The 23,791-nt window shown below is 66.8% G+C and carries 26 protein-coding genes; 12 read left to right on the top strand and 14 right to left on the bottom strand.

Annotation, left to right across the window (positions count from 1 at the left end):
• Window positions 1-82: 82 nt before the first annotated feature.
• Entirely contained in the window at window positions 83-664 is a 582-nt protein-coding gene (gene sodB / locus ACIGJC_RS03120) for a superoxide dismutase [Fe] (RefSeq protein WP_483710568.1), read from the top strand.
• A 136-nt stretch (window positions 665-800) separates the two neighbouring features.
• Here sodB and ACIGJC_RS03125 read toward each other — a convergent pair whose 3' ends face one another.
• Entirely contained in the window at window positions 801-2,015 is a 1,215-nt protein-coding gene (locus tag ACIGJC_RS03125) for a zinc-dependent alcohol dehydrogenase (RefSeq protein ID WP_483710569.1), read from the bottom strand.
• 194 nt (window positions 2,016-2,209) lie between these two features.
• On the opposite strand from ACIGJC_RS03125, the gene ACIGJC_RS03130 reads away from it, so the two are divergent.
• From ACIGJC_RS03130 to ACIGJC_RS03140, 3 genes are all read left to right on the top strand, one after another.
• Entirely contained in the window at window positions 2,210-2,674 is a 465-nt protein-coding gene (locus ACIGJC_RS03130; protein WP_483710570.1) for a hemerythrin domain-containing protein, read from the top strand.
• A 256-nt stretch (window positions 2,675-2,930) separates the two neighbouring features.
• Entirely contained in the window at window positions 2,931-3,449 is a 519-nt protein-coding gene (locus ACIGJC_RS03135) for a hypothetical protein (RefSeq protein ID WP_483710571.1), read from the top strand.
• Window positions 3,450-3,474: 25 nt separating this feature from the next.
• Window positions 3,475-3,624: a hypothetical protein gene (locus tag ACIGJC_RS03140; protein WP_483710572.1), complete on the top strand. Its 150-nt coding sequence runs from the start codon at window positions 3,475-3,477 to the stop codon at window positions 3,622-3,624.
• A gap of 43 nt (window positions 3,625-3,667) precedes the next feature.
• Here the strand turns inward: ACIGJC_RS03140 and ACIGJC_RS03145 are convergent, their stop codons facing one another.
• The 11 genes from ACIGJC_RS03145 to ACIGJC_RS03195 all read right to left on the bottom strand — a co-directional run bounded on the left by ACIGJC_RS03145 (window position 3,668) and on the right by ACIGJC_RS03195 (window position 12,391).
• Window positions 3,668-4,543, bottom strand: coding sequence for a DUF72 domain-containing protein (locus ACIGJC_RS03145; protein WP_483710573.1), 876 nt, complete (start codon window positions 4,541-4,543; stop codon window positions 3,668-3,670).
• A gap of 31 nt (window positions 4,544-4,574) precedes the next feature.
• Window positions 4,575-5,558: a chemotaxis protein CheB gene (locus tag ACIGJC_RS03150; RefSeq protein ID WP_483710574.1), complete on the bottom strand. Its 984-nt coding sequence runs from the start codon at window positions 5,556-5,558 to the stop codon at window positions 4,575-4,577.
• A 99-nt stretch (window positions 5,559-5,657) separates the two neighbouring features.
• A complete protein-coding gene (locus ACIGJC_RS03155; RefSeq protein ID WP_483710575.1) occupies window positions 5,658-5,891 on the bottom strand; it encodes a hypothetical protein in 234 nt (77 codons plus the stop codon).
• 36 nt (window positions 5,892-5,927) lie between these two features.
• Window positions 5,928-6,440 (bottom strand): CinA family protein, encoded by a 513-nt coding sequence (locus ACIGJC_RS03160; RefSeq protein ID WP_483710576.1) that lies wholly within the window; start codon window positions 6,438-6,440, stop codon window positions 5,928-5,930.
• An 81-nt stretch (window positions 6,441-6,521) separates the two neighbouring features.
• Window positions 6,522-6,746 carry a DUF2188 domain-containing protein gene (locus ACIGJC_RS03165; protein WP_483710577.1) on the bottom strand — a complete coding sequence of 75 codons (225 nt, stop codon included), beginning with the start codon at window positions 6,744-6,746 and terminating at the stop codon, window positions 6,522-6,524.
• Window positions 6,747-6,907: 161 nt separating this feature from the next.
• Entirely contained in the window at window positions 6,908-7,921 is a 1,014-nt protein-coding gene (locus ACIGJC_RS03170) for an FUSC family protein (RefSeq protein ID WP_483710578.1), read from the bottom strand.
• A 141-nt stretch (window positions 7,922-8,062) separates the two neighbouring features.
• Window positions 8,063-8,344, bottom strand: coding sequence for a hypothetical protein (locus ACIGJC_RS03175; RefSeq protein ID WP_483710579.1), 282 nt, complete (start codon window positions 8,342-8,344; stop codon window positions 8,063-8,065).
• A 156-nt stretch (window positions 8,345-8,500) separates the two neighbouring features.
• The gene (locus ACIGJC_RS03180; protein ID WP_483710580.1) at window positions 8,501-9,187 is read right to left on the bottom strand and encodes a DUF2076 domain-containing protein; all 687 of its coding nucleotides are present in this window, start codon (window positions 9,185-9,187) and stop codon (window positions 8,501-8,503) included.
• Between the two features lie 112 nt (window positions 9,188-9,299).
• Window positions 9,300-10,115: a sulfite exporter TauE/SafE family protein gene (locus tag ACIGJC_RS03185; RefSeq protein ID WP_483710581.1), complete on the bottom strand. Its 816-nt coding sequence runs from the start codon at window positions 10,113-10,115 to the stop codon at window positions 9,300-9,302.
• 6 nt (window positions 10,116-10,121) lie between these two features.
• A complete protein-coding gene (locus ACIGJC_RS03190; RefSeq protein WP_483710582.1) occupies window positions 10,122-11,501 on the bottom strand; it encodes an NAD(P)/FAD-dependent oxidoreductase in 1,380 nt (459 codons plus the stop codon).
• Window positions 11,498-12,391 (bottom strand): MBL fold metallo-hydrolase, encoded by an 894-nt coding sequence (locus ACIGJC_RS03195; protein ID WP_483710583.1) that lies wholly within the window; start codon window positions 12,389-12,391, stop codon window positions 11,498-11,500. The genes ACIGJC_RS03190 and ACIGJC_RS03195 overlap by 4 nt, the downstream gene beginning before the upstream one ends.
• A gap of 273 nt (window positions 12,392-12,664) precedes the next feature.
• Between ACIGJC_RS03195 and ACIGJC_RS03200 the strand changes: the two genes are divergently transcribed.
• From ACIGJC_RS03200 to fdxA, 3 genes are all read left to right on the top strand, one after another.
• Complete coding sequence (locus ACIGJC_RS03200; protein ID WP_483711457.1) at window positions 12,665-13,981, top strand: sigma-54 interaction domain-containing protein; 1,317 nt, start codon at window positions 12,665-12,667, stop codon at window positions 13,979-13,981.
• A 254-nt stretch (window positions 13,982-14,235) separates the two neighbouring features.
• Complete coding sequence (gene ppk2, locus ACIGJC_RS03205) at window positions 14,236-15,159, top strand: polyphosphate kinase 2 (protein WP_483710584.1); 924 nt, start codon at window positions 14,236-14,238, stop codon at window positions 15,157-15,159.
• A 113-nt stretch (window positions 15,160-15,272) separates the two neighbouring features.
• Window positions 15,273-15,602, top strand: coding sequence for a ferredoxin FdxA (gene fdxA / locus ACIGJC_RS03210; RefSeq protein ID WP_483710585.1), 330 nt, complete (start codon window positions 15,273-15,275; stop codon window positions 15,600-15,602).
• A gap of 17 nt (window positions 15,603-15,619) precedes the next feature.
• On the opposite strand, the gene ACIGJC_RS03215 is transcribed toward fdxA, so the two are convergent.
• The gene (locus tag ACIGJC_RS03215; protein WP_483710586.1) at window positions 15,620-16,717 is read right to left on the bottom strand and encodes a substrate-binding domain-containing protein; all 1,098 of its coding nucleotides are present in this window, start codon (window positions 16,715-16,717) and stop codon (window positions 15,620-15,622) included.
• A 147-nt stretch (window positions 16,718-16,864) separates the two neighbouring features.
• Here ACIGJC_RS03215 and ACIGJC_RS03220 point away from each other — a divergent pair, with 147 nt between their 5' ends.
• Genes ACIGJC_RS03220 through ACIGJC_RS03240 form a run of 5 tightly spaced genes read left to right on the top strand, consistent with a single transcriptional unit; the run spans window position 16,865 to window position 22,966 of the window.
• Entirely contained in the window at window positions 16,865-17,392 is a 528-nt protein-coding gene (locus ACIGJC_RS03220; protein WP_483710587.1) for a formate dehydrogenase subunit gamma, read from the top strand.
• Window positions 17,389-18,954 (top strand): formate dehydrogenase beta subunit, encoded by a 1,566-nt coding sequence (locus tag ACIGJC_RS03225; RefSeq protein WP_483710588.1) that lies wholly within the window; start codon window positions 17,389-17,391, stop codon window positions 18,952-18,954. The genes ACIGJC_RS03220 and ACIGJC_RS03225 overlap by 4 nt, the downstream gene beginning before the upstream one ends.
• A 44-nt stretch (window positions 18,955-18,998) precedes the next feature.
• A complete protein-coding gene (gene fdhF, locus ACIGJC_RS03230) occupies window positions 18,999-21,863 on the top strand; it encodes a formate dehydrogenase subunit alpha (protein ID WP_483710589.1) in 2,865 nt (954 codons plus the stop codon).
• Window positions 21,864-21,878: 15 nt separating this feature from the next.
• Entirely contained in the window at window positions 21,879-22,745 is an 867-nt protein-coding gene (fdhD, locus tag ACIGJC_RS03235) for a formate dehydrogenase accessory sulfurtransferase FdhD (protein ID WP_483710590.1), read from the top strand.
• A complete protein-coding gene (locus ACIGJC_RS03240; RefSeq protein WP_483710591.1) occupies window positions 22,742-22,966 on the top strand; it encodes a formate dehydrogenase subunit delta in 225 nt (74 codons plus the stop codon). The genes fdhD and ACIGJC_RS03240 overlap by 4 nt, the downstream gene beginning before the upstream one ends.
• 73 nt (window positions 22,967-23,039) lie before the next feature.
• Here the strand turns inward: ACIGJC_RS03240 and ACIGJC_RS03245 are convergent, their stop codons facing one another.
• Window positions 23,040-23,735 (bottom strand): transglycosylase domain-containing protein, encoded by a 696-nt coding sequence (locus ACIGJC_RS03245; protein WP_483710592.1) that lies wholly within the window; start codon window positions 23,733-23,735, stop codon window positions 23,040-23,042.
• Window positions 23,736-23,791 lie beyond the last annotated feature (56 nt).

A 23,791-nucleotide genomic window follows, 5' to 3' on the forward strand; every position in this document is an offset into this window, starting at 1 on the left:
GCGTGGGTCTTGCAAGTCTCCTACAATCGGCAATTCCCCGGCCGCATTCCCGACCACAACCCCAACCCACAGAGACAGAACAATGGAACACAAGCTCCCCCCGCTGCCGTACGCGCATGATGCCCTGGCTCCGCACATCTCCAAGGAGACGCTGGAGTTCCACCATGACAAGCATCACCAGACCTACGTCACCAACCTGAACAACCTCATCAAGGGCACCGAGTTCGAGAACGCGACCCTGGAAGAGATCACCAAGAAGTCGTCCGGCGGCATCTTCAACAACGCTGCCCAAGTGTGGAACCACACCTTCTACTGGGAATCGATGAAGCCCAACGGCGGCGGCCAGCCGACCGGCGCGCTGGCTGATGCCATCAACGCCAAATGGGGCTCGTTCGACAAGTTCAAGGAAGAGTTCACCAAGACCGCCGTCGGCACGTTCGGTTCGGGCTGGGCCTGGCTGGTCAAGAAGGCCGACGGTTCGCTCGACCTGGTGTCCACCTCGAACGCCGCCACCCCGCTGACCACCGACGCCAAGCCGCTGCTGACCTGCGACGTGTGGGAACACGCCTACTACATCGACTATCGCAATGCCCGTCCCAAGTACGTCGAGGCATTCTGGAACGTCGTGAACTGGGACTTCGCCAGCAAGAACTTCGCCGGCTGAGATCCGCTGCGTGCTGACGCGATCAGCACGCCGGCGCGATAGCCCATGAGGCTCCGACAGTTCAGCTCGGGCCTCGGCATTGAAAACAAGCCCTCCACAGCGAGGGCTTGTTTTTTTGCGCGGCCACTTACCGCCATTAACCGGCACTTGCCGGCTCCAGCATGATCTTGATCCACCCCGGCTGGCGCGTGTCGAACTGCCGGTATGCCGCGATCGCATCGGCGAGTGGTTCCGTCCTGCTGAGGATCGCGGTCGGATCGATGGCACCCGTGCGCACCAGCTCAACCAGCTTCGGGATATACGCGCGGTGGTTGCAGTTGCCCATGCGCAGCGTCAGATTCTTGTTCATGGCCGCGCCGATGGGGAAGGTGTTGTCGGTGGGCGGATAGACGCCGATGATCGACAGTGTCCCGGCCTTGGCCAGACTCTTCACTGCCCATTGCAGCGCTTGTGCGGGCGCATCGCCGGGGACCCAGTTGCGGCCGTCAGGGCGCGCGTGGGGCGCGAGCTTGTCCTTCAGTTTCTCTCCTTCGGCATTGGCGGGATCGCCCGACGCCGGGCCATGATGCGCGTGAACGGCATCGACACCGACCGCGTCGATGGCGCGATCGACCCCAATGCCGCCGGTCAGCGCCAGGATGGCCTGCACCGGATCTTCCTCGTCGAAGTTGATGGTCTCCGCGCCCTGTGCGCGCGCCATGTCCAGCCGGTCCGGCACGGCATCGATCGCCAGCACGCGTCCGGCGTTCAGCAGCTTTGCCGACGCAATCGCGAACTGCCCGACCGGGCCGCAACCAAACACGGCCACGCTATGGCCGGGATGGATGCCCGCCATATCCGCGGCGAAATAGCCGGTGGGAAAAATGTCGGACAGCATGATCGCCTGCTCGTCCGTCACGGTGTCCGGTAGCTTGACGAGATTGACCGATGCCATCGGCACGCGCGCTTTCTCGGCCTGCAAGCCCTGGAACGGCCCGGTCTGCTCCGGGCCGCCGTAGAACGCCGTGCCGGCCTGCTTGCCATGCGGGTTGGCGTTGTCGCACTGCGCGTAGTAGCCGGCGCTGCAATAGGAACAGTATCCGCATGCGATCGTGGACGGAATCACCACGCGATCGCCGATTGCCAGGTTGCGCACTGCCTTGCCGAGCTGCTCGATCACGCCCACGCCTTCATGGCCGAGCACCGTGCCCGGCTTCAGGCTTTCCATCGTGCCGCGTACGAAGTGCAGATCCGTGCCGCAAATAGCACTGGCGGTGAGCCGCACGATGGCATCGGATTCCTCTTCGATGCGCGGATCGGGCACGTCCTCCAGCCTGATGTCACCAATCGCGTGAAATACCACTGCTTTCATATGCGGTCTCCTGCACGGGTTGAAAACGCCTCCCCTGCAGACGCAAGAAGCGTGACATGCACGGGACTGCCGCTCCAGCGCATCCTCGAATCTGACCACGGCGCCCCGCATGGAACGCATTTTGCTGCTGGCGGGCGAGGCGTGCTGCGCAGCGGGCGCGCCAATGGCTCAATCTCCATTGCAGGGACGACATCATGGACAAATCGAAAATCCCCACCGGGCAACGTGCCGCCCTTGGCCTGCTGGCCGACGATCATCGTGCCGTGAAGAAGCTGTTCAAGCAGTTCCAGGACGCGAAGGAAGATGCCGACAAACAGTCCATTGCGGCGGAGACCTGCCGCCAGCTCACGGTCCATGCGCAGATCGAGGAAGAGATCTTCTACCCCGCATTGCGCGGCGTGAACGACAAGATGGACGACATGCTCGATGAGGCCAAGGTCGAGCACGGCGTCGCCAAGGACCTGGTCGCGGAGATCGAGTCCGGCGAGCCGGAAATGCTCGAGGCACGATACACGGTGCTGTCCGAGTATGTCGGCCATCATGTCGAGGAAGAGGAGAACGAACTGTTCCCCGCCGTCATCCAGGCCAAGGTCGATCTCGCCGATGTCGCGCAGCAGCTCGAAGCGCGTAAAACGGAGTTGCTTGGCGAGCATGCCTGACGCGGGAACCGGACGCCCGATACAGGCGCCGCGGGCGACGCTGCAAGCAACTCCCGTACCCCTTTTCTTCAATGGCGGCGCAAGAACTACCGCCAGCTTGAAGGTGGCCCGGCTGATTCCGGCCGATGAAGCCATGCCGGGCCAAAAAAGGCCAATACGATATGCGGTCACGTCATGCATGCCCGGCTTGGTACAAACGTTGCTCGCAGAACATCAGAGCCGTGTGGATCACGGTGGATCTCCTGGAGTCCGCACCATGCCTGAAGACAGAACAAGATTGACCGACTACCGCTATGGTGGCCACAGCGCGGTGAGCGACGATCACGGCCACGCCGCGGCCGGCGACGTCAAGCCTGCCAGTCACGACAACGAGCCCGTGCAGCCCTATGTACCGTCGGGGCTCAACGAGCCGGCGGGCGTCGAGCGCTACGGCATGTATGGTGTCGCGCCAGCCAATGCGCCGGGGCCGACACCAGCCGGGCGCAGCGGAATGCCCGAGCCGCTGCCCGGGCGCTTCGACGGGGACGGCGTGCGCACGGCAGTGCCGGCCAGCGAAGCGCGGCTGCGCGAACGGCTGGAAATCGAGCTGGCCGGGATCGTCGATCCCGGCATCGTCGAGGCCGAACTTCGCGACGGCGTATGGACATTGCGCGGCACGGTGCGCGACCTGGCCACGAAGCTGCGCGTCGAAGCGGTGGCCAGTGAATGCCTGCCGGATTGCGTGTTATGCAGCGAACTGCGCGTGGCCACAGAGCCTGCGGCCGGACGCGCGTGATGAAACCGCCTTGCGCAGCGCTGCCATGAGGCCGCATTTCGAGAAGTCGCACCGTCTGTACCGCAAGACCGATCCGCATGGGCGCAGCCGCTTCTATCTTTCGCTGCTGGTCTTGCTCTGCGTCGTGGGGTTCGTCTACCTGCTGTTTGTCCTGTCGCCACGGCTCGCATGGTAAAGGTGGCGCGGCTGGCTTCCATACATTGCGGCAGCCCCAGTCTTCAATGCCCGGTCCGGTCGAGCCGCTCGCGCAGCCTGCGCGCGTCGAACGGTGCGTTGACCTTCTTGTCGTTGTCGAAATAGCAGTACACGTCGCGCCGCGCGCGCTTCGCGGCAGCCTTGCCGATGCGCAGCGCATCGGCGGGCTCGCCACCGGCGGCCCAGGCGCGGATGCGTTGCGTCCAGCGGTCCAGCGCCTGGTCGGCATAGGCACCGCTGTATAGCGCTTCGGCGCCGTGCAGTCGGATGTAGACGAAGTCGCTGGTCACGTCTTCGGAGTAAGGCCAGTCGGCGATCGCGTGCGATATCACCAGCGCAGCGCGGTGGCGGCGCAGCAGCGCGGGAAATTCCGCGGTACGGAAGCTTTCGTGCCGGATCTCGACGGCGTGGCGCAACCGCTGGTGGGCCTCTGCCGCCAGCCAGGGGGACTTCACGCGCCCGTCATGCGCACGGGCCAGCGCGAGTGCCGCACTGGTGTCGCGTGGCAGCAGCGACAAGAAGCGTTCGAAGCGCTCGGGGTCAAACCGGAAGTTTGGTGGAAACTGCCACAGGAACGGGCCCAGCTTGCGCCGCAGCGCAAGCACGCCGGAGGCGAAGAAGTTTGCCAATGCCGGCACGGCCGTCTCGTCGCGAAAACGCAGCCGGTGCGTGAGATAGCGCGGGCCCTTGACCGCAAACATGAAATCATCGGGCACGGCGTCGTGCCATGCCTGCCAGCTTTCGATCGATTGCAGCGAATAGTGCGAGCCGTTGATCTCGATGCTCTCCACCTGGCGCGAGGCGTACTCGAGTTCGCGCCGCTGCGCGAGCCCCGGTGGATAGAACACGCCGCGCCACCCCGCGTAGCGCCAGCCGGAGATGCCGACGCGTATCGTCATGGCCGCAGCGGCACCGCGGCGCACCTCGCGCTCATGTGGACATCGCGGTGTGCAGGACCTTCAGCAGCCGTTCGCATTGCTGGATGCGCGACTGCTCAAGCTGGTAGGCGTCATGGTTGCCGTCGGCCTTTGCCTGCGTCGCGCGGATCCGCGCCAGCGCCAGCGCCTCCTTCTGCGCGCGCAGCGCCGTCCACATCGCCTGCTCGGCGGCCTTGTCCTCCGCAGTGGTCAAAGCCAGGCCGCTGAAGGCATGGCCGGTATGACACCGGAAGCGCAGCGGCTGCCCGTCGCGCAGCTGCCACATCGCTCCGCCACAGTCGGGACACGTGATCGTCGCGCGGGAAGCAATGCTGTCCAGCGCCTCATAGCCGCCGATTGCGCTTTCGGCGGTAGCGGCCTCGGTTCGCAGTGCTTGCATGTCTTTCTCCCGCATGGGCTTGCGTTCGCCCTCGATGCCGGCGCTCAGCATGGCCAGGATCGCTTCACCGAGCTCCTCGGGGCCCGCCGTGGCGTCGGCGCCGGCTGCCTCCATGGCCGATCGCGGCATGGACGCCGCCTCGGACTGGTGTGGGTTCTGGATCAACGTGCGCCCGCCGAACGCCCGAACAAAGGCCAGCCCGGCGGCACCGTCGTCGAGATCGCCACTGAGAATCACGCCGAGCACGCGCGCGCCAAGCGCCACGGCCGCGGAGCGAAACAGCGGATCGATCGCGGGGCGGCTGAAGTTCTCCTTGGCACCGCGGGAAAGCTGGATCGTATCCTCCGTGATCATCATGTGGTGGTCAGGCGGTGCCACATAGATATGCCCGTGGTGCCAGGGATCGCCATGGACAGGATACGATGCGGGCAACTTGCCCCAGCGGCTCAGCAGCGATGGCAGTTCCGACTTGTGCTTGCCCACGTGCAGCACGACGAAAATGGCGGCGTCGATTTTCGCGGGCAGGGCCGTCACCACGGTCCGCAGTACGGCGAACGCCCCGCGTGAACCCCCGATCGTGACGACATTTTTGTTCATCTCAGCTCCAGTGATACCACCCTCCACGCATTCGCCATGCCATGGGGGCTGTCGGGGAGCCCGTCAACGTGCGGCGGCCCGCGCGCGATCTCGCCCGCTTTACTGGCTGGTCGCGTCTTCGTCGCCTTCGCCACCGTTGGCCTGGTTGGCCGTCTTGCGGGAGTCGAGGACCGGTTTGCCGGGGTCCGGCAAGGGCATCGAGCCCGAGGTCTCGTCATCGACCAGGCCGTTGCCTTCGCCGGAGACCTTCACCTCGACGGTGTCCGGGGCTTGCGGGGACTGCGGCGTGTGGTCCGACGGATGCTTTTCAGGTGCTTGTCTGGTGGAAGTCATGAGTGGTGCCTCGATATCGGTAAGGATGGGCGCCCCTTAGGGCGGCGTGCCGGTAGAAGTTGCCAGCGCGTAGTAGTGCGGAATGCGCTGCAGTGCCCATACGGCTGCCGCCTCGCGGATCTCGGTGCGGTTGCCGCGAAAGCGCCTGGTCTCGGTGAATGCATAGGGCAGGGCAGCGCGCGCCGGCAGGCGGATCAGCCACGCAAAGCACTGCGTGCCCGGCGGCGTGCCGTCCGGCGCGCCATCATCGGCCACGCCGGTATTGGCCACGGCGACGTTGGCCCGGCTGATCTTCAACGCGCCCTTTGCCATGGCAAGCGACACTTCCTCGCTGGTCAGCCCGTGCCGTTCAATGAGCGTGTCGGTTACGCCGAGGATCCGCGTCTTGGCATCAGGCGAATAGGCCACGATGGCACATTGCAATGTGCCGCCGCAGCCGGGCACATCGGCGATGTGCGAAGCGATAAGGCCGGCCGTGCATGACTCGGCCGTGGCCAGTCGCAGTCCGCGCCGCTGCAGGAAGCGGGCGGTTTCCTCGATCGGGTCCATGGCTGGCTCCGCAGGGTTGTGCGCAATACTCGCAGCAAGCTCCACGCCAGAATTGCATGCCGACTACGTGTGCCGAGGCCATCAGCCCCGTATATGGCGCGGATCATGGCCGAATGAGCTGCGGCTGCGGATCTGGCCATCCCTGCCATGGATGAACAGCTCGCTGCGACGCTCCCGGGCCATCTCGGTGGCGACCTCGATCGCATCTTCCTGCGTCGCGAACAGCTTCCGGCTGGCCGGGCTGCTGGCTTCCTCGACGGCCCAGCCTTGCTGCGCCGGCACGACATGCACGTCCATGGACTTCATTCCGGTACCTCCGGTTGTCCCGTTCACCTTGATTAATTCACCGGACGAGGCACCGCGGCAATCGGCGCGCGTCTGACAAGGGCGTAGGCGATTTGCGGACACGCGCATGGGGCACGGAGGTCCGGGTATCGATGCGCCGTCGGACGGTGCCCCTGTGCGGGCTATCGCGTTCCGTAGGGAAAGCCGTGCTGCGCGCCGAGCCGGTCCAGGCGCGCGCGCATGCGGGCCAGGTCGGCGGCGAGCTGGCGCGCCATGAAAGGGAGCGGGCCTGGCAGCGGGTCGGCCTGGGCGGCGGTTGCTGACGAGGCCGGCGATGGCGCCTGCCCGGTCTCGAGCGCCTCGGCCATCGACAGCAGCGCGGGCTCGATGCCCGGGTCTTCGCCCTCGCGCAGGCCGGTCTCCTGTTCGATCGCGGCCATGAGTTCCAGCGCGCTGATGCAGACGCGCGCGGCGTGCTGGATCTCTTCGAACTCCGCGGCCGGCACGCCGGTCTCCTTGGCCACGGACGGAATCAGTCCACGCAACGGGATCAGCCGCGTGCCGAGGTCGAGCATTGCCGTGCGCTGTTCCGCGGCATCGGTGAAGCCGCTCTGCATCCTGCGGTGGACCGCCGCGCTCGCACGCAGCAGCGCCGCCAGCCGGATGCGCCAGGCATAGGAGGCATAGGCCGGCAGCGCGAACGAAAACACCAGCGCGATCGCCGTGCCGATGAACACATCGACGGTGCGCCACAGCGCGTCATAGACATTCTGGTTGCCATGGCCGGCTGTGATCACCACGGTGATCGCCGCGAGCAGCGCGATATAGCCGCCCTTGCCGATCGCGTGGTACGCGCAATAGCCGCAGATCACGGCCATCAGCGCATAGGTGAGCAGCGGCAAGCCGACATACGATTGCTGCACGATCAGCGCCAGGCCCGCCAGCGCGCCGATCAGCGTGCCCAGGCCGCGCTCGGCCGCGCGGCGGCGGATATTGCCGTGGTGCTGCAGCCCGCCGATGACCACCAGCACGGTAATGGTGGCCCACTCGCCGTGCGGGATGTCGATGCCGGTGGTCAGCGCGATCGAAACCAGCAGCGCGAGCGCGACGCGAATTGCATGGAACTGCCTGGCCTGGCGGAAACGGCGGTTCGTATCGAACAGCACATCGGTGGTCTTGCGCAGGAGATCGAGCATGGTCGCGTGGCGGCAGGGGGCGAATGCCCAGTGTACGTCACGCCGCGTGGCCGCAAGCCGCGCGTTGGCGTTGCCCGCGAGAGATGGCGCGATGGCGCTTCGCTACCGCGGCGAGTGCGGGCTGCTTAGGCCCTTAGGCCCTTAGGCCGTTATCCACGCCTGGTTGCGCCACGACACGATTTCACTGGGCGGCGCGGCACCGCCGGGCGCAACGCCCTTGCGGTAGGCGAGCGTGAACAGCACCAGCGAGGTCCGGCGCGACGAATACCGGTCGCGCAGCGGCATGCCGGACCTGGCCGGCCAGCAGTGCGGCGGCAGCCGTCCGGCGCTTGCGTAGGCCAGGCCGCAATATCCCCAGCCGGCCGCAGATAACTGCCACAGCCATCGGAATCCTTCGGTGGGCGGGCGCAAGCGTGCGCGCATGCAATGTCCTCCCCTGGATGGCGGGCGCGAATGTGCGGTACGGGCAGGTCGCTTCGCGCGGGCGACGCGGCCTGCCTCGAATCCGTCCTGCCAACATAGCATCTGGCCCTCGCCCAGGGGAAGCTTCCTGCCGGCGCGCGTTGCGCCGTGTGCGCTTTACGCCAGCGACGAATCGTCGTCGAAGAAGCCACCGTCGTCGAGTCCGCCGGACAGCCCGCCATCGTCAAGGAAGCCGTTTGCCGTGGCCATATTGCTGTTGCCCGCGTCGTCGTTGCCGTAGTAGTTGTTGACGATGGTCTCGGACGGTGCCTGGCCCGAGCCCGACTGGCCGAGGAAGCCGCTGCCGCTGTTGTGGTGGAACAGGTTCTCGATGCCCTGGAACAGGAACGCGCCGCCAGCCACACCGGCCGCGGTAGTGGCGATGCTGCCCAGCGTGCTGCCGAAGCCGCCGCCGAGCAAGCCCGGGCGCGATGCCTGCACCGGCGCGGCTTGCGGCATCGTTTGTGGCATCGCTTGCGGCGCAGGCTGTTGCATGACTTGCGGCGCGGGTGCCGTCTGCATGGGCGTGTTGCCCCATGCGTTCTGCGCGCTGATGAAGCCACCATTGCCTGCGTTGGCCTGCGCGGCGGCGAGCTGCGCTTGCAGCGATGCGACCTGCGCCTGCGCCGAGGCGAGCGCGTGGTCGAGCAGCATGGCGCGCTGGACCAGCAGGTAGGCCGCGTCAGGCTGCCGGGCCACGGCTTCGGCGATGAGCTGCTGGGCCTGCGGGTCCCTGGCGCTGGCGCGGGCCTGCACAAGCTGGGTCAGAAAGGTTTCGAGTGCCTGCAGTTCCTGGGGGGCCATGAGTTTCTCCTGTCCGGGCGATCCGGTGCTTGGGTACGGGAGCAGTCTATGGGCTGAGACTTAAGCGAAACTTAAAGCGGGGGGCGATCGTCATGCTCTCGCTGCAACTGGATCAGGCGGCCGTTGACGCCACGCCCGTGGCAACGCGCCACAGCATCAGCATGGCCGCGGCCATGCTCACCAGCGCGAACAGGCGCTGCAGCCGTGCCGGCGGCGCCGCCGCGACGAAACGCCTGCCCGCCAGCATCGCCGCCACCGCGCCGAGCGCGAAGGGCAGGGCCATGCCCCAGTCCACGCGGCCCCGCGCGGTGGCCGCCGCGATGGCCCCTGCCGACACCAGCGCGATCACCGCCAGCGACGTGGCCAGGACGCTGCGCGCAGGCAGGTCTGTATAGCGGCGCAGAGCGGGCACGATGACAAAGCCGCCGCCCACGCCGAGCAGCCCGCTCAGCAAGCCGGACAGCGCGCCGATGGCGGCCAGCGCGCGGGCGCACGGACGCGTCCATAGCAACCGGCGACGCTGTGGCTGCAGCACGCACGGCGGTGGTTCCGTGGGCGCTGCCACCGTGCCGGCCTTGCGCAGGGTGCGCCAGGCATTGAGCCCGAGCACCAGCGCGAACGCCGCCATCAGCGGCGCATTCGGCAGCCACCCGGCCAGCGCCACGCCGAGCGGCGCCACGGCCATGCCGAGCATGCCGATCAGCGCCGCGGCGCGATAGCGCACGATGCCGTCGCGCAAGCCGAGTCCCGCGCCGACCGCGGCCGACATCCCCACCGCGATCAGCCCCATGGGCGCGGCCTGCGCGACGCCGAGATGCAGGCCGAACACCAGCATCGGCACGGCCAGGATGCCGCCCCCCGCGCCCGTGGCGGCCAGGATGGCGCCGATCACGCCGCCGAGCGCGGCGGTCAGGATAGTGGCTTCCATCGCGGGCTATCCGACCACTGCCGGCCGCACCAGCCACTCGCGGCCCTTGAGCATGCCCTCCCAGTAGAGCGACGGCAGGACGTTGGCCTTGAGCATCCACGCCGCGCGCGAAGGGCGCGTGCCATCGATGAACCAGTTCGGGAACGTCGGCTTGACCTTGCCGCCATAGACGAACTCGGCCAGCACGATCTTGCCGCGCTCGACCGTGAGCGGGCACGAGCCATAGCCGTCGTAGTGGGCCAGGCCCTGCGCGCGGCCCAGGCTGGCCAGCACGTTGTGCGCGACGATCGGCGCCTGCTTGCGCGCGGCGGCCGCGGTCTTCGCATTGCCGGTGTTAGTCACATCGCCGAGCGCCCAAATGTTGGCAAACGCAGGGTGGCGCAGCGTGGCCGGGTCGACGCCGACCCAGCCGGCGGCATCCGCGAGCGGGCTGGCCTTGATAAAGCCGGGCGCGCTTTGCGGCGGCACGACGTGGATCATGTCGAAGTCTTCTTCGACGTCCTGCGTGGTGCCGTCGGCCAGGGTGCGCACGAAGCGCGCACGCCGGCGCGCACCGTCGATGGCGGTCAGCCGGTGTTGCAGGCGCAGGTCGATGCCGTATGCCCGCACGTACGACATCAGCGCCGGCACGTAATCCGCCACGCCGAACAGCGCTGCGCCGGCGTTGAGGAAGCTGACACGCGTGGCGCCGAGCGTGCCTTTTCGCCGCCAGGCGTCGCAGGCCAGGTACATGGCCTTCTGCGGCGCGCCGGCGCATTTGATCGGCATCGGCGGTTGCGTGAACAGCGCCTTGCCGCCGCGCAGCGCGCTGACGAGCCGCCACGTGTAGGGCGCCAGGTCGAAGCGGTAGTTCGACGTCACGCCGTTGCGCCCCAGCGCGTGCGTGAGGCCTTCAATGCCGTCCCAGTCGAGTTGCAAGCCCGGGCAGACGATCAACTGCTCATAGCGGACGATGCGGCTATCGTCGAGCCGCACCTCGTTGCGCTCGGGGTCGAATGCGGCCACCGCAGCGCGTATCCAGCGCGCCTGCGGCGGAATGCAGTCCGCCATCGCGCGCACGGTGGCGGCGGCCTTGAAGACGCCGCCGCCCACCATGGTCCAGCCGGGCTGGTAGTAGTGGTGCTGCGCGGGGTCGATCAGTGCGATGTCCAGCCCCGGCTCGCGCGCGAGCAGACTGGCGGCCACGGCGATGCCGGCGGCACCGGCGCCGATGATGACCACGCGGTGCGTGCTGTCGATGACTTTGGCGGCCGGGGCATGGCCGCTACGTACGGCAGGGCGGGGATCTTGGGGGCGAGGATCCATGTTTGGGGCGTTCCTTGAGGGTAAATGCTGCCCGCCGCCGGCAGGCGGCGGAAGAGAGGCGGCCGGGCCGCAGGGCTTCAAACCGCGTTGAGCGGGATCTTCAGGTAGCGCACGCCGTTGTCCTCCGGCTCCGGCAGGTGGCCGGCGCGCATGTTGACCTGCACGGACGGCAGCATCAGCGCGGGCATGCCGAGCGTGGCATCGCGCTGCGTGCGCATGGCGACGAAATCGTCTTCGGTCACGCCGTCGTGGACATGCAGGTTGGCGCGGCGCTGCTCGGCCACGGTGGTGCGGAAGCACAGTTCGCGGCCGCCGGGCTGGTAGTCGTGGCACAGGTAGAGCTCGGTCTGCGGCGGCAGCGACAGGATGCGCCGGATCGAGCGGTACAGCGTGCGCGCATCGCCGCCCGGAAAGTCGCAGCGGGCGGTGCCGTAGTCGGGCATGAACAGCGTGTCGCCGACAAAGGCGGCCTGCCGGCTGCCGTCGCTGACGAGATAGGTCAGGCAGGCGGGCGTATGGCCCGGCGTGGCCAGCACCGTGATCTCCAGCCCACCGATGTTGAGGACGTCGCCGTCGGCCAGCAGGCGGTTGAACTGGCTGCCGTCGCGCGCAAACGCGGTGCCGGCGTTGAACATGGTGCCGAACACGTCCTGCACGGTGGTGATGTGATTGCCGATGGCGGTCATGCCGCCAAGTTGCGCCTGCAGGTACGGCGCGGCGGAAAGATGGTCGGCATGGACATGGGTTTCGAGAATCCACGCGACCGTGGCGCCGAGCGCCTGTACCCGCGCGATCAGGTGGTCGGCGCTGGCGGTGCTGGTGCGGCCGGCGCTGGCGTCATAGTCCAGCACGCTGTCGATGACGGCGCACTGGCGCGAGGCCTCGTCGAGCACGAGGTAGCTGACGGTACTGGTACGAGGGTCGAAAAAGCCTTCTACGGCAAGGCTGGGGGCCGAGGGGGTAGCTGCCAATTTTGTCTGCCAGTTGATGTTATGGGCCGTAGTAAGTCAATTTCCGTGCCTGCTGCGCCGCATGCTGGCGATCAGGGCGGTTTTTTTCAGGGTAATCAAGGAGAAAGAGATGCTGGGGCCGTTTGGGAGCGCCGCTTCCAGCGTGCGCCTATGGCATACTCCTCTGTCATATGGCAGTGATTGGCAGTCCGTGGCAGTGGATTGCCTACAATGATGGCGCCCCCGAAAACTTCCCCTTCCGAGACCGGCAATGCGCCGGTCCAGGCCGACGCGATGCGTCCGCTGATCGCCTTCCTCGAACATGAGGCGCAGCCGATGATCGTGCTCGATCCCGACTACAACATCGTCGCGGCCAATCCCGCCTACCAGCGGCAGTTCGCGCGCAACGGGACCCAGACCGTCGGCAGGAAGTGCTACCAGGTCTCGCACCAGTACGACGAGCCCTGCGACCGCGCCGGCGAGCATTGCCCGATGCAGAAGGCGCGCGAGACGCTGGGCAGCGACCGCGTCCTGCACGTTCACCACACGCCGCGCGGTCCCGAGCATGTCGATGTCGAGTTGCGGCCCATCGTGGGCGCCGACGGCAGCATCGTCGCCTTTGTCGAACGGCTCGATACCGTCAGGAGCGCGTCCGCACGCGTCAGCGAGGGCGGGCTGGTCGGACGCTCGCCCGCGTTCAACGCGGTGCTCGAACAATTGCATCGCGTAGCGCCGTCCGCGTTGCCGGTACTGCTGCAAGGGGAGTCCGGCACCGGCAAGGAGATGTTCGCGCGCGCACTGCATGACGCCAGCGATCGCGCCACTGGACCGTTCGTAGTGGTGGACTGCTCGGGCCTGTCTGAAACGCTGTTCGAGAGCGAGCTGTTCGGCTATGAGAAAGGCGCGTTCACCGGCGCGCAGTCGCGCAAGCCCGGGCTGGTGGAAACCGCGCAGCACGGCACGCTGTTCCTGGACGAGATCGGCGACGTGCCCCTGGCCATGCAGGTCAAGCTGCTGCGGCTGATCGAGTCGCGCACGTTCCGCCGCGTGGGCGGGCTGGAAACGCATGCCGCCGACTTCCGCCTCGTGGCGGCCACGCACAAGCCGCTGCAGGAGATGGTGGCGCAGGGCACATTCCGGCAGGACCTGCTGTATCGCATCAATGCGTTTCCGATCCACCTGCCTGCCTTGCGCGAGCGTTGGCAGGACATCCCGCTGCTGGCGCAGGCGCTGCTGCGGCGCGCGCTGCCGGTGGACCGTACCGTGCGCATTGATGACGACGCTGCGGCAAGGCTGAGCGCCTACGCGTGGCCCGGCAATATCCGCGAACTGCGCAACGTGCTGGAGCGCGCCATGCTGTTCGCCGATGACGGCGTGATCCGCGCCCGCGATTTGCCGCCTGAACTATTGCAGGGCCGGGCCACGCCGGTACGCGTGGATTCGCCGGGCGAGATCGCATGGCAAGGCCACGGCCGCACGCGCTGGCCCGACGATGCGGCGCTGCGCACGCTGGCGCTGGCATTCCCGGGCACGCGCAAAGCGCTGGCGGCACACCTGGGCTGCAGCGAGCGCACGCTTTACCGGCGGCTGCGGGCGCTGGGGCTGGAGTGAACCGCGGCTTTTCGCAGCGAGGAACCGTGGAGCGTCGTGAGGATGCTGGCAACGGTGGCGTGCCCCGTGTTTTCTCCCCGCTCCCGTTTATGGGAGAGGGGAGAAAACACCCGCAGCCGATGGGAGCGGGGAGCAACCACTTGTAGTCGTAGCGCAGTCCTTCACTCCATTGCCATACTTGGGCACTAGCATTGCCCCCCTGAGGGCCTGTGCCAGGCCCTGGCCGAAACCGGAACAAGCATGGGGAGCATGACATGACCAACCATGAAGAGGCGCTGATCCGGCGCATCCACCGCGAGGTGGCGGACCAGTACGACGAAGAGCTGGAACTCGAACTGGAGGATCGTGAATTCGTGACGGGCCCCGACGGCCAGGCCATGCTGGCCGAGGATGGACCCGATGAACGGGCGCACCGCCAGCGCTACTTTCACGAACTGTTCCGCCTGCAGGGCGAACTGGTCAAGCTGCAGAGCTGGGTAGTCAACAGCGGCCACAAGATAGTGGTGCTGTTCGAAGGCCGCGATGCGGCCGGCAAGGGCGGCGTGATCAAGCGCATTTCACAGCGCCTGAACCCGCGCGTGTGCCGCGTGGCCGCGCTGCCCGCGCCCAATGACCGCGAGCGCACGCAGTGGTATTTCCAGCGCTATGTGTCGCACCTGCCCGCGGCTGGCGAGATCGTCCTGTTCGACCGCAGCTGGTACAACCGCGCCGGCGTCGAACGCGTCATGGGTTTCTGCTCCGACGACCAGTACGAAGAGTTTTTCCGCTCCGTGCCGGAGTTCGAGCGCATGCTGGTGCGCTCGGGCATCCAGGTCATCAAGTACTGGTTCTCGATCTCCGACGACGAGCAGCACCTGCGCTTCCTGAGCCGCATCCACGATCCGCTCAAGCAGTGGAAGCTCAGCCCGATGGACCTGGAGTCGCGCCGCCGCTGGGAAGACTACACGCGCGCCAAGGAAATCATGCTGGAGCGCACGCATATCGCGGAAGCGCCCTGGTGGGTGGTGCAGGCGGTGGACAAGAAGCGCGCGCGGCTCAACTGCATCCATCACCTGCTGCAGCAGGTGCCTTATACGGACGTCGACCAGGAACCCGTGGTGCTGCCCAAGCGCGAGCGGCATGCCGATTATGTGCGCATTCCGGTGCCGCAGGACATGATCGTTCCGGAGATCTACTGATCCGGCTGCTGCGGTTCAGGCATTTTGAACGAGTCCGACAGCGCTTGCCGGCCCGCCGGCGGCGGTGGCGCGCTAGCATCAAAGGGTTTGCTGTCCGCTGTTTGCCCCCAAAGATGACCTTTGTCGTGACGGATGCCTGCATCCAGTGCCGCCACACCGATTGCGTGGAAGTCTGCCCCATGTCGTGCTTCCACGAAGGGCCCAACTTCCTGGCCATCGATCCTGACCAGTGCATCGATTGCTCGATGTGCGTGCCGCTGTGCCCGGTCGGCGCGATCTATTCGGAGCATGACCTGCCCGAGGACCAGCGCCATTTCGTGGCCCTCAACGCCGAACTGGCGCGCCGCGCGGACTGGCCGCCGCTGCTGAAGGCAAAGGGGCCGCTGCCCGGTCATGCGGACTGGGCCGGCCATCCGGACCGACTGTCGCTGCTGGTCAGGTAAGCCGCCCGGTTTCCCGTTCAGCGCCTTTCCGCGCGGTATTCCGGAAAGGCCTCGGCCAGCGTCAGCACCGTGCCGGTCAGGCTGCCGTCATAGCCGGGCAGTTCATTGACGCGCTGGCGGAAGCTCTCGCTCGTCAGCGCGCCCACGGCGTCAGCCAGTGCGGGGCTGGTCAGCTTCTTCTTTTCGATCGCGAAGAAATAGCGCTCCTTGAGCACCGGCACGAATTCCAGCCCGAAGCGCCGCGCGGCCGTCTCCACGCCAAAGCCCACATCGGCCATGCCGCTGCCGATATACGCAGCGACCGCCGCGTGCGTGAATTCGCCGTTGTTGTAGCCCTCGATCCGTGCCGGGTCGATGCCGCGCGCGGCCAGGATCAGGTCCAGCAGCAGCCGCGTGCCCGAGCCGACCTGCCGGTTGACGAAACGTACGTCGCTGCGCGTCAGGTCCTCCAGCGTGTGCAGGCCAAGCGGATTGCCCATGCGCGTGAAGAGCCCCTGGCTGCGCACGGCCAGGTGGATCAGGCAGTGCGTGTCGGGTTTCAGCCACGTCGTGAAGTGGCGAACCATGCCCTCCTCGAACTCGCCGACTGGCACATGGAAGCCGGCAATATCGCAGGCGCCTTCCGCGAGCGCGGCCACTGCCTCGACGCTGCCGCAGTATTTCAGGTCGTGCCGCACCTGCTGCTCATCGAGGAAATCGCGCAGCGCCGCCACCGCGAAACCGTGGCTCGCATGCAGCCGCACGACCGGGTCGGTCCTTTCCATCAGCTTCTTCAGCTCGATCTCCAGCTCGGACGCCAGGCTGTCCAGCGTCGGCGACAGCCGCGCGCCGATGCGCTTGCTGGCCCAGACCAGCTGCTGCGCCAGCGGCGTCAGCGCGCTGCCGCGACCACGGGTCTTGGCGATCAGCGGGCCGCCGAACAGGGATTCCGCATCGCGCAGGATGCCCCAGGCATAGCGGTACGACAGCGCCACCGCCTCGGCCGACTGGCTGATGCTGCCCGAGGTCTCGATGTGTCCCAGCAGCGCGACCAGGCGCGATACGTCCAGCGGTTCGGCGGCCGGGCTGTCATCGTCCCGGATCTGCAGGTGTGGCGAAATCGAGATGCGGATCATATGAAAAAAATAGCTTATTGAACCTCGGCAAACAACTACTTATAGTCGCTCCAACGGCCATAAAGCCGTGGTTATAGCCCGGTAAATAGGTCAAAAATAGCATATAACGGTCGCCCCGCCGAGGATGCGGCCCCCACAGGAGACGCCATGCCAGATACCGCCACCCCCGCTACGGCGCCGGCCGACGCGGCCCGCTCAGCGGCCATCGCCGCGATCGTGGCGGCGCGCCAGGACATGCCCGGCGCCCTGCTGCCGATCCTGCACGAGATCCAGGACACCCAGGGCTACATCCCCGACACGGCCGTGCCCGTCATCGCCAAGGCGCTGAACCTGTCCCGCGCCGAGGTGCACGGCGTGATCACGTTCTACCACCATTTCCGCCAGCAGCCCGCCGGCCGCCACGTGGTGCAGGTCTGCCGCGCCGAGGCCTGCCAGTCGGTCGGCGCCGATGCGCTGGTCGAACATGCCAAGCGCGCGCTGGGCTGCGATTTCCATGAAACCACCGCCGACGGCGCGGTCACGCTGGAGCCGGTCTACTGCCTGGGGCAGTGCGCCTGCGGCCCGGCCGTGATGATGGGCGAGCAACTGCACGGCTACGTCGACGCGAAGCGCTTCGACGTGCTGGTGCGCCAGCTGCGCGACGTCCAGCCCGCCAACGAGGAGGCCCAGGCATGAACGCCGCTGTCACCACCATCTTCGTCCCGCGCGACTCCACCGCGCTGGCCCTGGGCGCCGACGACGTGGCGCGTGCCATCGCACGCGAAGCCGCGGCGCGTGGCGAGTCCGTGCGCATCGTGCGCAACGGTTCGCGCGGCATGTTCTGGCTCGAGCCGCTGGTCGAGGTGCAGACCGATGCGGGCCGCGTGGCGTACGGTCCGGTCGGCGTGGGCGATGTGCCGGGACTGTTCGACGCCGGTCTGCTGCAAGGCAGCGCGCATGCGCTGGCACACGGCCTGACCGACGAGATCCCGTTCCTCAAGCGCCAGGAGCGCCTGACCTTCGCACGTGTCGGCATCACCGATCCGCTGTCGCTTGAAGACTACCGCGCGCATGAAGGCTTCGCCGGCCTGGAGCGCGCGCTGTCGATGGAGCCTGCGGCGATCGTGCAGGAAGTCACCGACTCCGGCCTGCGCGGCCGTGGCGGCGCGGCGTTCCCGACCGGCATCAAATGGAAGACCGTGCTGGGCGCGAAGTCCGCCATCAAGTACATCGTCTGCAACGCGGACGAGGGCGACTCGGGCACGTTCTCCGACCGCATGGTGATGGAAGACGATCCGTTCATGCTGATCGAAGGCATGACCATTGCCGGCCTCGCCGTGGGTGCGGAGCAGGGCTATATCTACTGCCGTTCCGAATACCCGCATGCGATTGCCGTGCTGGACGCCGCCATCGCCATTGCAACCGCGGAAGGCTGGCTTGGCGACGATCTGCGCGGCAGCGGCAAGCGCTTCCAGCTTGAAGTGCGCAAGGGCGCAGGCGCCTATGTGTGCGGCGAGGAAACCGCGCTGCTCGAAAGCCTGGAAGGCAAGCGCGGCGTGGTGCGCGCCAAGCCACCCCTGCCCGCGCTCGAAGGCCTGTTCGGCAAGCCCACGGTGATCAACAACGTGATCTCGCTGGCGACCGTGCCCGTCATCCTGGCGCGCGGCGCGCAGCACTACCGCGACTTCGGCATGGGCCGTTCGCGCGGCACGCTGCCGTTCCAGCTCGCCGGCAATATCCGCCAGGGCGGCCTCGTGGAAAAAGCCTTCGGCGTGACGCTGCGCGAACTGCTCCATGACTATGGCGGCGGCACGCGCAGCGGCCGCGCCGTGCGCGCGGTGCAGGTCGGCGGCCCTCTGGGCGCGTACCTGCCGGAATCGCGCTTCGACGTGCCGATGGACTACGAGGCCTATGCCGCGTTCGGCGGCGTGGTGGGCCACGGCGGCATCGTGGTGTTCGACGAGACCGTCGACATGGCGAAACAGGCCCGCTACGCGATGGAGTTCTGCGCGGTCGAATCGTGCGGCAAATGCACGCCGTGCCGGATCGGCTCGACGCGCGGCGTCGAGGTCATGGACCGGATCATCGCGGGCAACGAACCTGTCAAGCACATCAAGCTGGTGCGCGACCTGTGCGACACCATGCTCAACGGCTCGCTCTGCGCCATGGGCGGCATGACGCCGTACCCGGTGCTGTCCGCGCTCAATGAATTCCCCGAGGACTTCGGCCTCGCCCCCAACGCTGCCCAGGCGGCATAGGTCGACGCAAGCCGACTTCACGAACAGAACAACGGGAGACAACCATGGATTGCCGCGATGTGATCGACTTCGGCACCCCCGCCAGCGAATCGACCGAGATGGTCACCCTCGAGGTCGACGGCGTCAGCGTCACCGTGCCGGCCGGCACGTCGGTGATGCGCGCCGCGATGGAGGCGCAGGTCAGCGTGCCCAAGCTGTGCGCCACCGACAGCCTGAAGTCCTTTGGCTCGTGCCGCCTGTGCCTGGTGGAGATCGAAGGGCGCCGCGGCTATCCGGCCTCGTGCACCACCCCGGTGGAAGCCGGCATGAAGGTGAAGACGCAGAGCGACAAGCTGTCCGACCTGCGCCGCGGCGTGATGGAGTTGTATATCTCCGACCACCCGCTGGACTGCCTGACCTGCCCGACCAACGGCAACTGCGAACTGCAGGACATGGCCGGCGAAGTGGGCCTGCGCGAGGTGCGCTACAACGACGGCGGCCCCATCGCCACGCACACCGAGATGAAGAAGGACGAATCCAATCCTTACTTCACCTACGATCCGTCCAAGTGCATCGTCTGCAACCGCTGCGTGCGCGCCTGCGAAGAAACGCAGGGCACGTTCGCGCTGACGATCTCGGGCCGCGGGTTCGAATCCCGCGTGTCGCCGGGCACCAGCCAGTCGTTCATGGAATCGGACTGCGTGTCGTGCGGCGCCTGCGTGCAGGCCTGCCCGACCGCGACGCTGACCGAGACCTCCGTCATCAAGCTGGGCCAGGCGCCGCGCAGCGTCGTCACCACCTGCGCCTACTGCGGCGTGGGCTGCTCGTTCAAGGCCGAGATGAAGGGCAACGAGGTGGTGCGCATGGTGCCGTACAAGGACGGCAAGGCCAATGAAGGCCACGCCTGTGTCAAGGGCCGCTTTGCCTGGGGCTACGCCACGCACCAGGACCGCATCCTCAAGCCGATGATCCGCGCGAAGATCACCGATCCGTGGCGCGAAGTGTCGTGGGAAGAGGCCATCGGCTACGCGGCTTCCGAGTTCAAGCGCATCCAGGCCAAGCACGGCAAGGATTCGATCGGCGGCATCGTCTCGTCGCGCTGCACCAACGAAGAGGGCTATCTGGTTCAGAAGCTGGTGCGCGCCGCGTTCGGCAACAACAACGTCGATACCTGCGCCCGGGTCTGCCACTCGCCGACCGGCTATGGCCTGAAGCAGACGCTGGGCGAATCGGCCGGCACGCAGACCTTCAAGTCGGTCGAGAAGTCCGACGTGATCATGGTGATCGGCGCCAACCCGACCGATGGCCACCCGGTGTTCGCGTCGCGCATGAAGAAGCGCCTGCGCGCCGGCGCCAAGCTGATCGTGGTCGATCCGCGCAGGATCGACCTGGTCGATTCGCCGCATATCCGCGCCGATTACCACCTGCAACTGCGTCCGGGTACGAACGTCGCGCTGGTGACGTCGCTGGCGCACGTGATCGTGACCGAAGGCCTGCTGGCTGACGCCTATATCGCCGAGCGTTGCGAGGACCGTGCGTTCCAGCAATGGCGCGATTTCGTCTCGCTGCCCGAGAACTCGCCCGAAGCCATGGAGGGCGTGACCGGCGTCCCGGCCGACATGCTGCGCGGCGCCGCGCGTCTGTATGCAACGGGCGGCAATGCGGCCATCTTCTACGGCCTGGGCGTTACCGAACATGCGCAGGGCTCCACCACGGTGATGGGCATCGCCAACCTCGCCATGGCCACCGGCAACGTCGGCCGCGAAGGCGTGGGCGTGAACCCGCTGCGCGGCCAGAACAACGTGCAGGGCTCGTGCGACATGGGCTCGTTCCCGCATGAACTGCCGGGCTATCGCCACGTGTCGGACTCGACCGTGCGCGGCCTGTTCGAATCGGCGTGGAATGTCCAGATCAGCCCCGAGCCGGGCCTGCGCATCCCGAACATGTTCGAAGCCGCGCTCGGCGGCAGCTTCATGGGCATGTACTGCCAGGGCGAGGACATCGTGCAGTCCGACCCGAACACGCAGCACGTCGCGGCAGCACTGTCGACGATGGAATGCATCGTGGTGCAGGACATCTTCCTGAACGAGACCGCCAAGTACGCGCACGTGTTCCTGCCGGGCTCGTCGTTCCTGGAGAAGGATGGCACCTTCACCAACGCGGAACGCCGCATCTCGCGCGTGCGCAAGGTGATGCCGCCGAAGGCCGGCTATGCCGACTGGGAAGCGACCATCCTGCTGGCCAACGCGCTCGGCTATCCGATGGACTACAAGAATCCGTCGGAAATCATGGACGAGATCGCGCGCCTGACGCCGACGTTCTCCGGCGTCAGCTACAAGCGGCTGGACGAGCTCGGCAGCATCCAGTGGCCGTGCAACGCGGACGCGCCGGAAGGCACGCCGACCATGCACATCGACCAGTTCGTGCGCGGCAAGGGCAAGTTCATCATCACCAAGTACGTGCCGACCACGGAGAAGATCACGCGCGCATTCCCGCTGATCCTGACCACGGGCCGCATCCTGTCGCAGTACAACGTGGGCGCGCAGACGCGGCGCACCGAGAACGTCCACTGGCATGACGAGGACCGCCTCGAGATCCATCCGCACGATGCCGAGGAACGCGGCGTCAAGGACGGCGACTGGGTCGGCGTGCAAAGCCGGGCAGGGGAGACCGTGCTGCGCGCGATTGTCAGCGAGCGCATGCAGCCGGGCGTGGTCTACACGACCTTCCACTTCCCGGAATCCGGTGCCAACGTCATCACCACCGACAACTCCGACTGGGCCACCAACTGCCCCGAGTACAAGGTGACGGCGGTACAGGTAATGCCCGTGGCGCAGCCGTCCGCGTGGCAGAAGGAGTACCACGCGTTCAACGCGCAGCAATTGCAGCTGCTTGAAGCCGCCAGTGCCGATCCGGCCGCGGTAGGCTGACAGGAGGACCGCACCATGATGCGCTGCCTGAACGCGCCGGAACTCGAACCGGCGCAGCAAACCGACGGTGAGCCGGCCACGCACAGCACCTTTGCCGTAAGCCGCTGGCGCAACGGTGAACACGCGCTGAGCCCGGACGAGCTGGCCGAAGAGGTGCCCGTTGCGCTGGAGTACAACGGCATCTCGCATGCGGTGATGCTTGCCACGCCGGCGGACCTGGAAGACTTTGCGCTTGGCTTCAGCCTGAGCGAAGGCATTGTCTCCAGTCCGCGCGACGTGTACGACATCGAGGTCGAAACGCGCGAGCATGGCATTGCGGTCCGGCTGGAGATTGCATCGGAAGCGTTCATGGGTTTGAAGGAACGGCGCCGCTCGCTCGCGGGCCGCACGGGCTGCGGCCTGTGCGGAACCGAATCGCTGGAGCAGGTGATGCGCATGCCGGCTCCCGTGAAGACCGATGCGAGCTTCCATACCGAGGTGATCCAGGCCGCGTTCGTGCAGCTTCAGTTGAGGCAGGCGCTGCAGCGCGAAACCGGCGCGACGCATGCGGCGGCGTGGCTGCGCGCCGATGGCCATGTCGCGATGGTGCGGGAGGACGTGGGCCGCCACAACGCGCTGGATAAACTCGCCGGCGCGCTGGCGCGCAGTGGCGAAGAGATCGCCACGGGTGCGGTGCTCGTGACCAGCCGCGCGAGCTATGAAATGGTGCTCAAGGCTGCGTCACTTGGCGCCGGCGTACTGGCCGCCGTATCCGCGCCGACCGCGCTGGCCGTGCGGCTGGCCGAACAGGCCAACGTCACGCTGGCCGGCTTTGTCCGCGCCAGCGGCCACGTGGTCTACACCCATCCCCAACGCCTGCAACACGAAGCGAGCCTGGCATGAAGATCGATAACCTGATTACGATGGCCAACCAGATTGGCAGCTTTTTCGAAGCGATGCCCGATCGTGAAGAGGCGCTTGCGGATATCGCCGGTCACATCAAGCGGTTCTGGGAGCCGCGGATGCGCAGGGCTTTGCTGGGGCATGTCGATGCCGATGCCGGCGCCGGCCTGCTTGAGATTGTGCGGGAGGCGATGGGGCGGCATCGCGCGATGGTCGAATAAGGTCTTCTGGCGGGCGCCCCGGCATCGCGCGCCCACGCCCGCCATTGCACTACGACATCCCTGAGGCGAAGCGCTATTTCAAGCGCATCGGCTCCAGCAGCGCGCCGTCATATTCGCCGCGCGAAATCTTCCCCAGCTCCAGCATCCGATGCAGGATATACGCCTGCCGCTGCCGTGCGCGCCGCGGATTGACCACCGGATTGTTGGCAGACGGTGCTTTGGGCAGGCCGGCGAGCATCGCGCATTCCGCCAGCGTCAGCTTTCCGATCGGCTTGCCGAAGTAGGTCCGCGCCGCATCGGCAAATCCATACGCACCCTGCCCGAGGTAGATCTTGTTCATGTACAGCTCAAGAATCTCGTCCTTGCTCATCGCATGCTCGATCCGGTACGACAGCAGCACCTCGTAGAGCTTGCGCGTATAGGTCTTCTGGCGCGACAGGAAGAAGTTGCGCGCCACCTGCATGGTGATGGTCGACGCGCCCTGCGACAGTTCGTCAGAGAGATTGGCCACGCCGGCGCGGATCACGCCCACGTAGTCGATGCCGTCATGCAGGTAGAAGCGCTCGTCCTCGATGGCGACGACCGCGACCGTCAGGTCGCGCGGAAATTCGCGCAGCGGAACGTAGTCGGACGTGCTGCGGAACGCGGTCAGCGCATCGAGCGACGGTAGCTGCCGGTTGGCCACCAACACGGCAACGGTGGCGAGCAGCGCGCCGCCGACGATGGCTAGCACCAGCAGTTTGACAAAGGCGGACCAGAGACTTTTCATGGCGCGTATTGTGCCAGCCCGGCGCCGAAAGCGGCATGGCCAGCGGTTCGGCGCAA

It is taken from the genome of Cupriavidus sp. C3SS-1, from assembly GCF_057073755.1.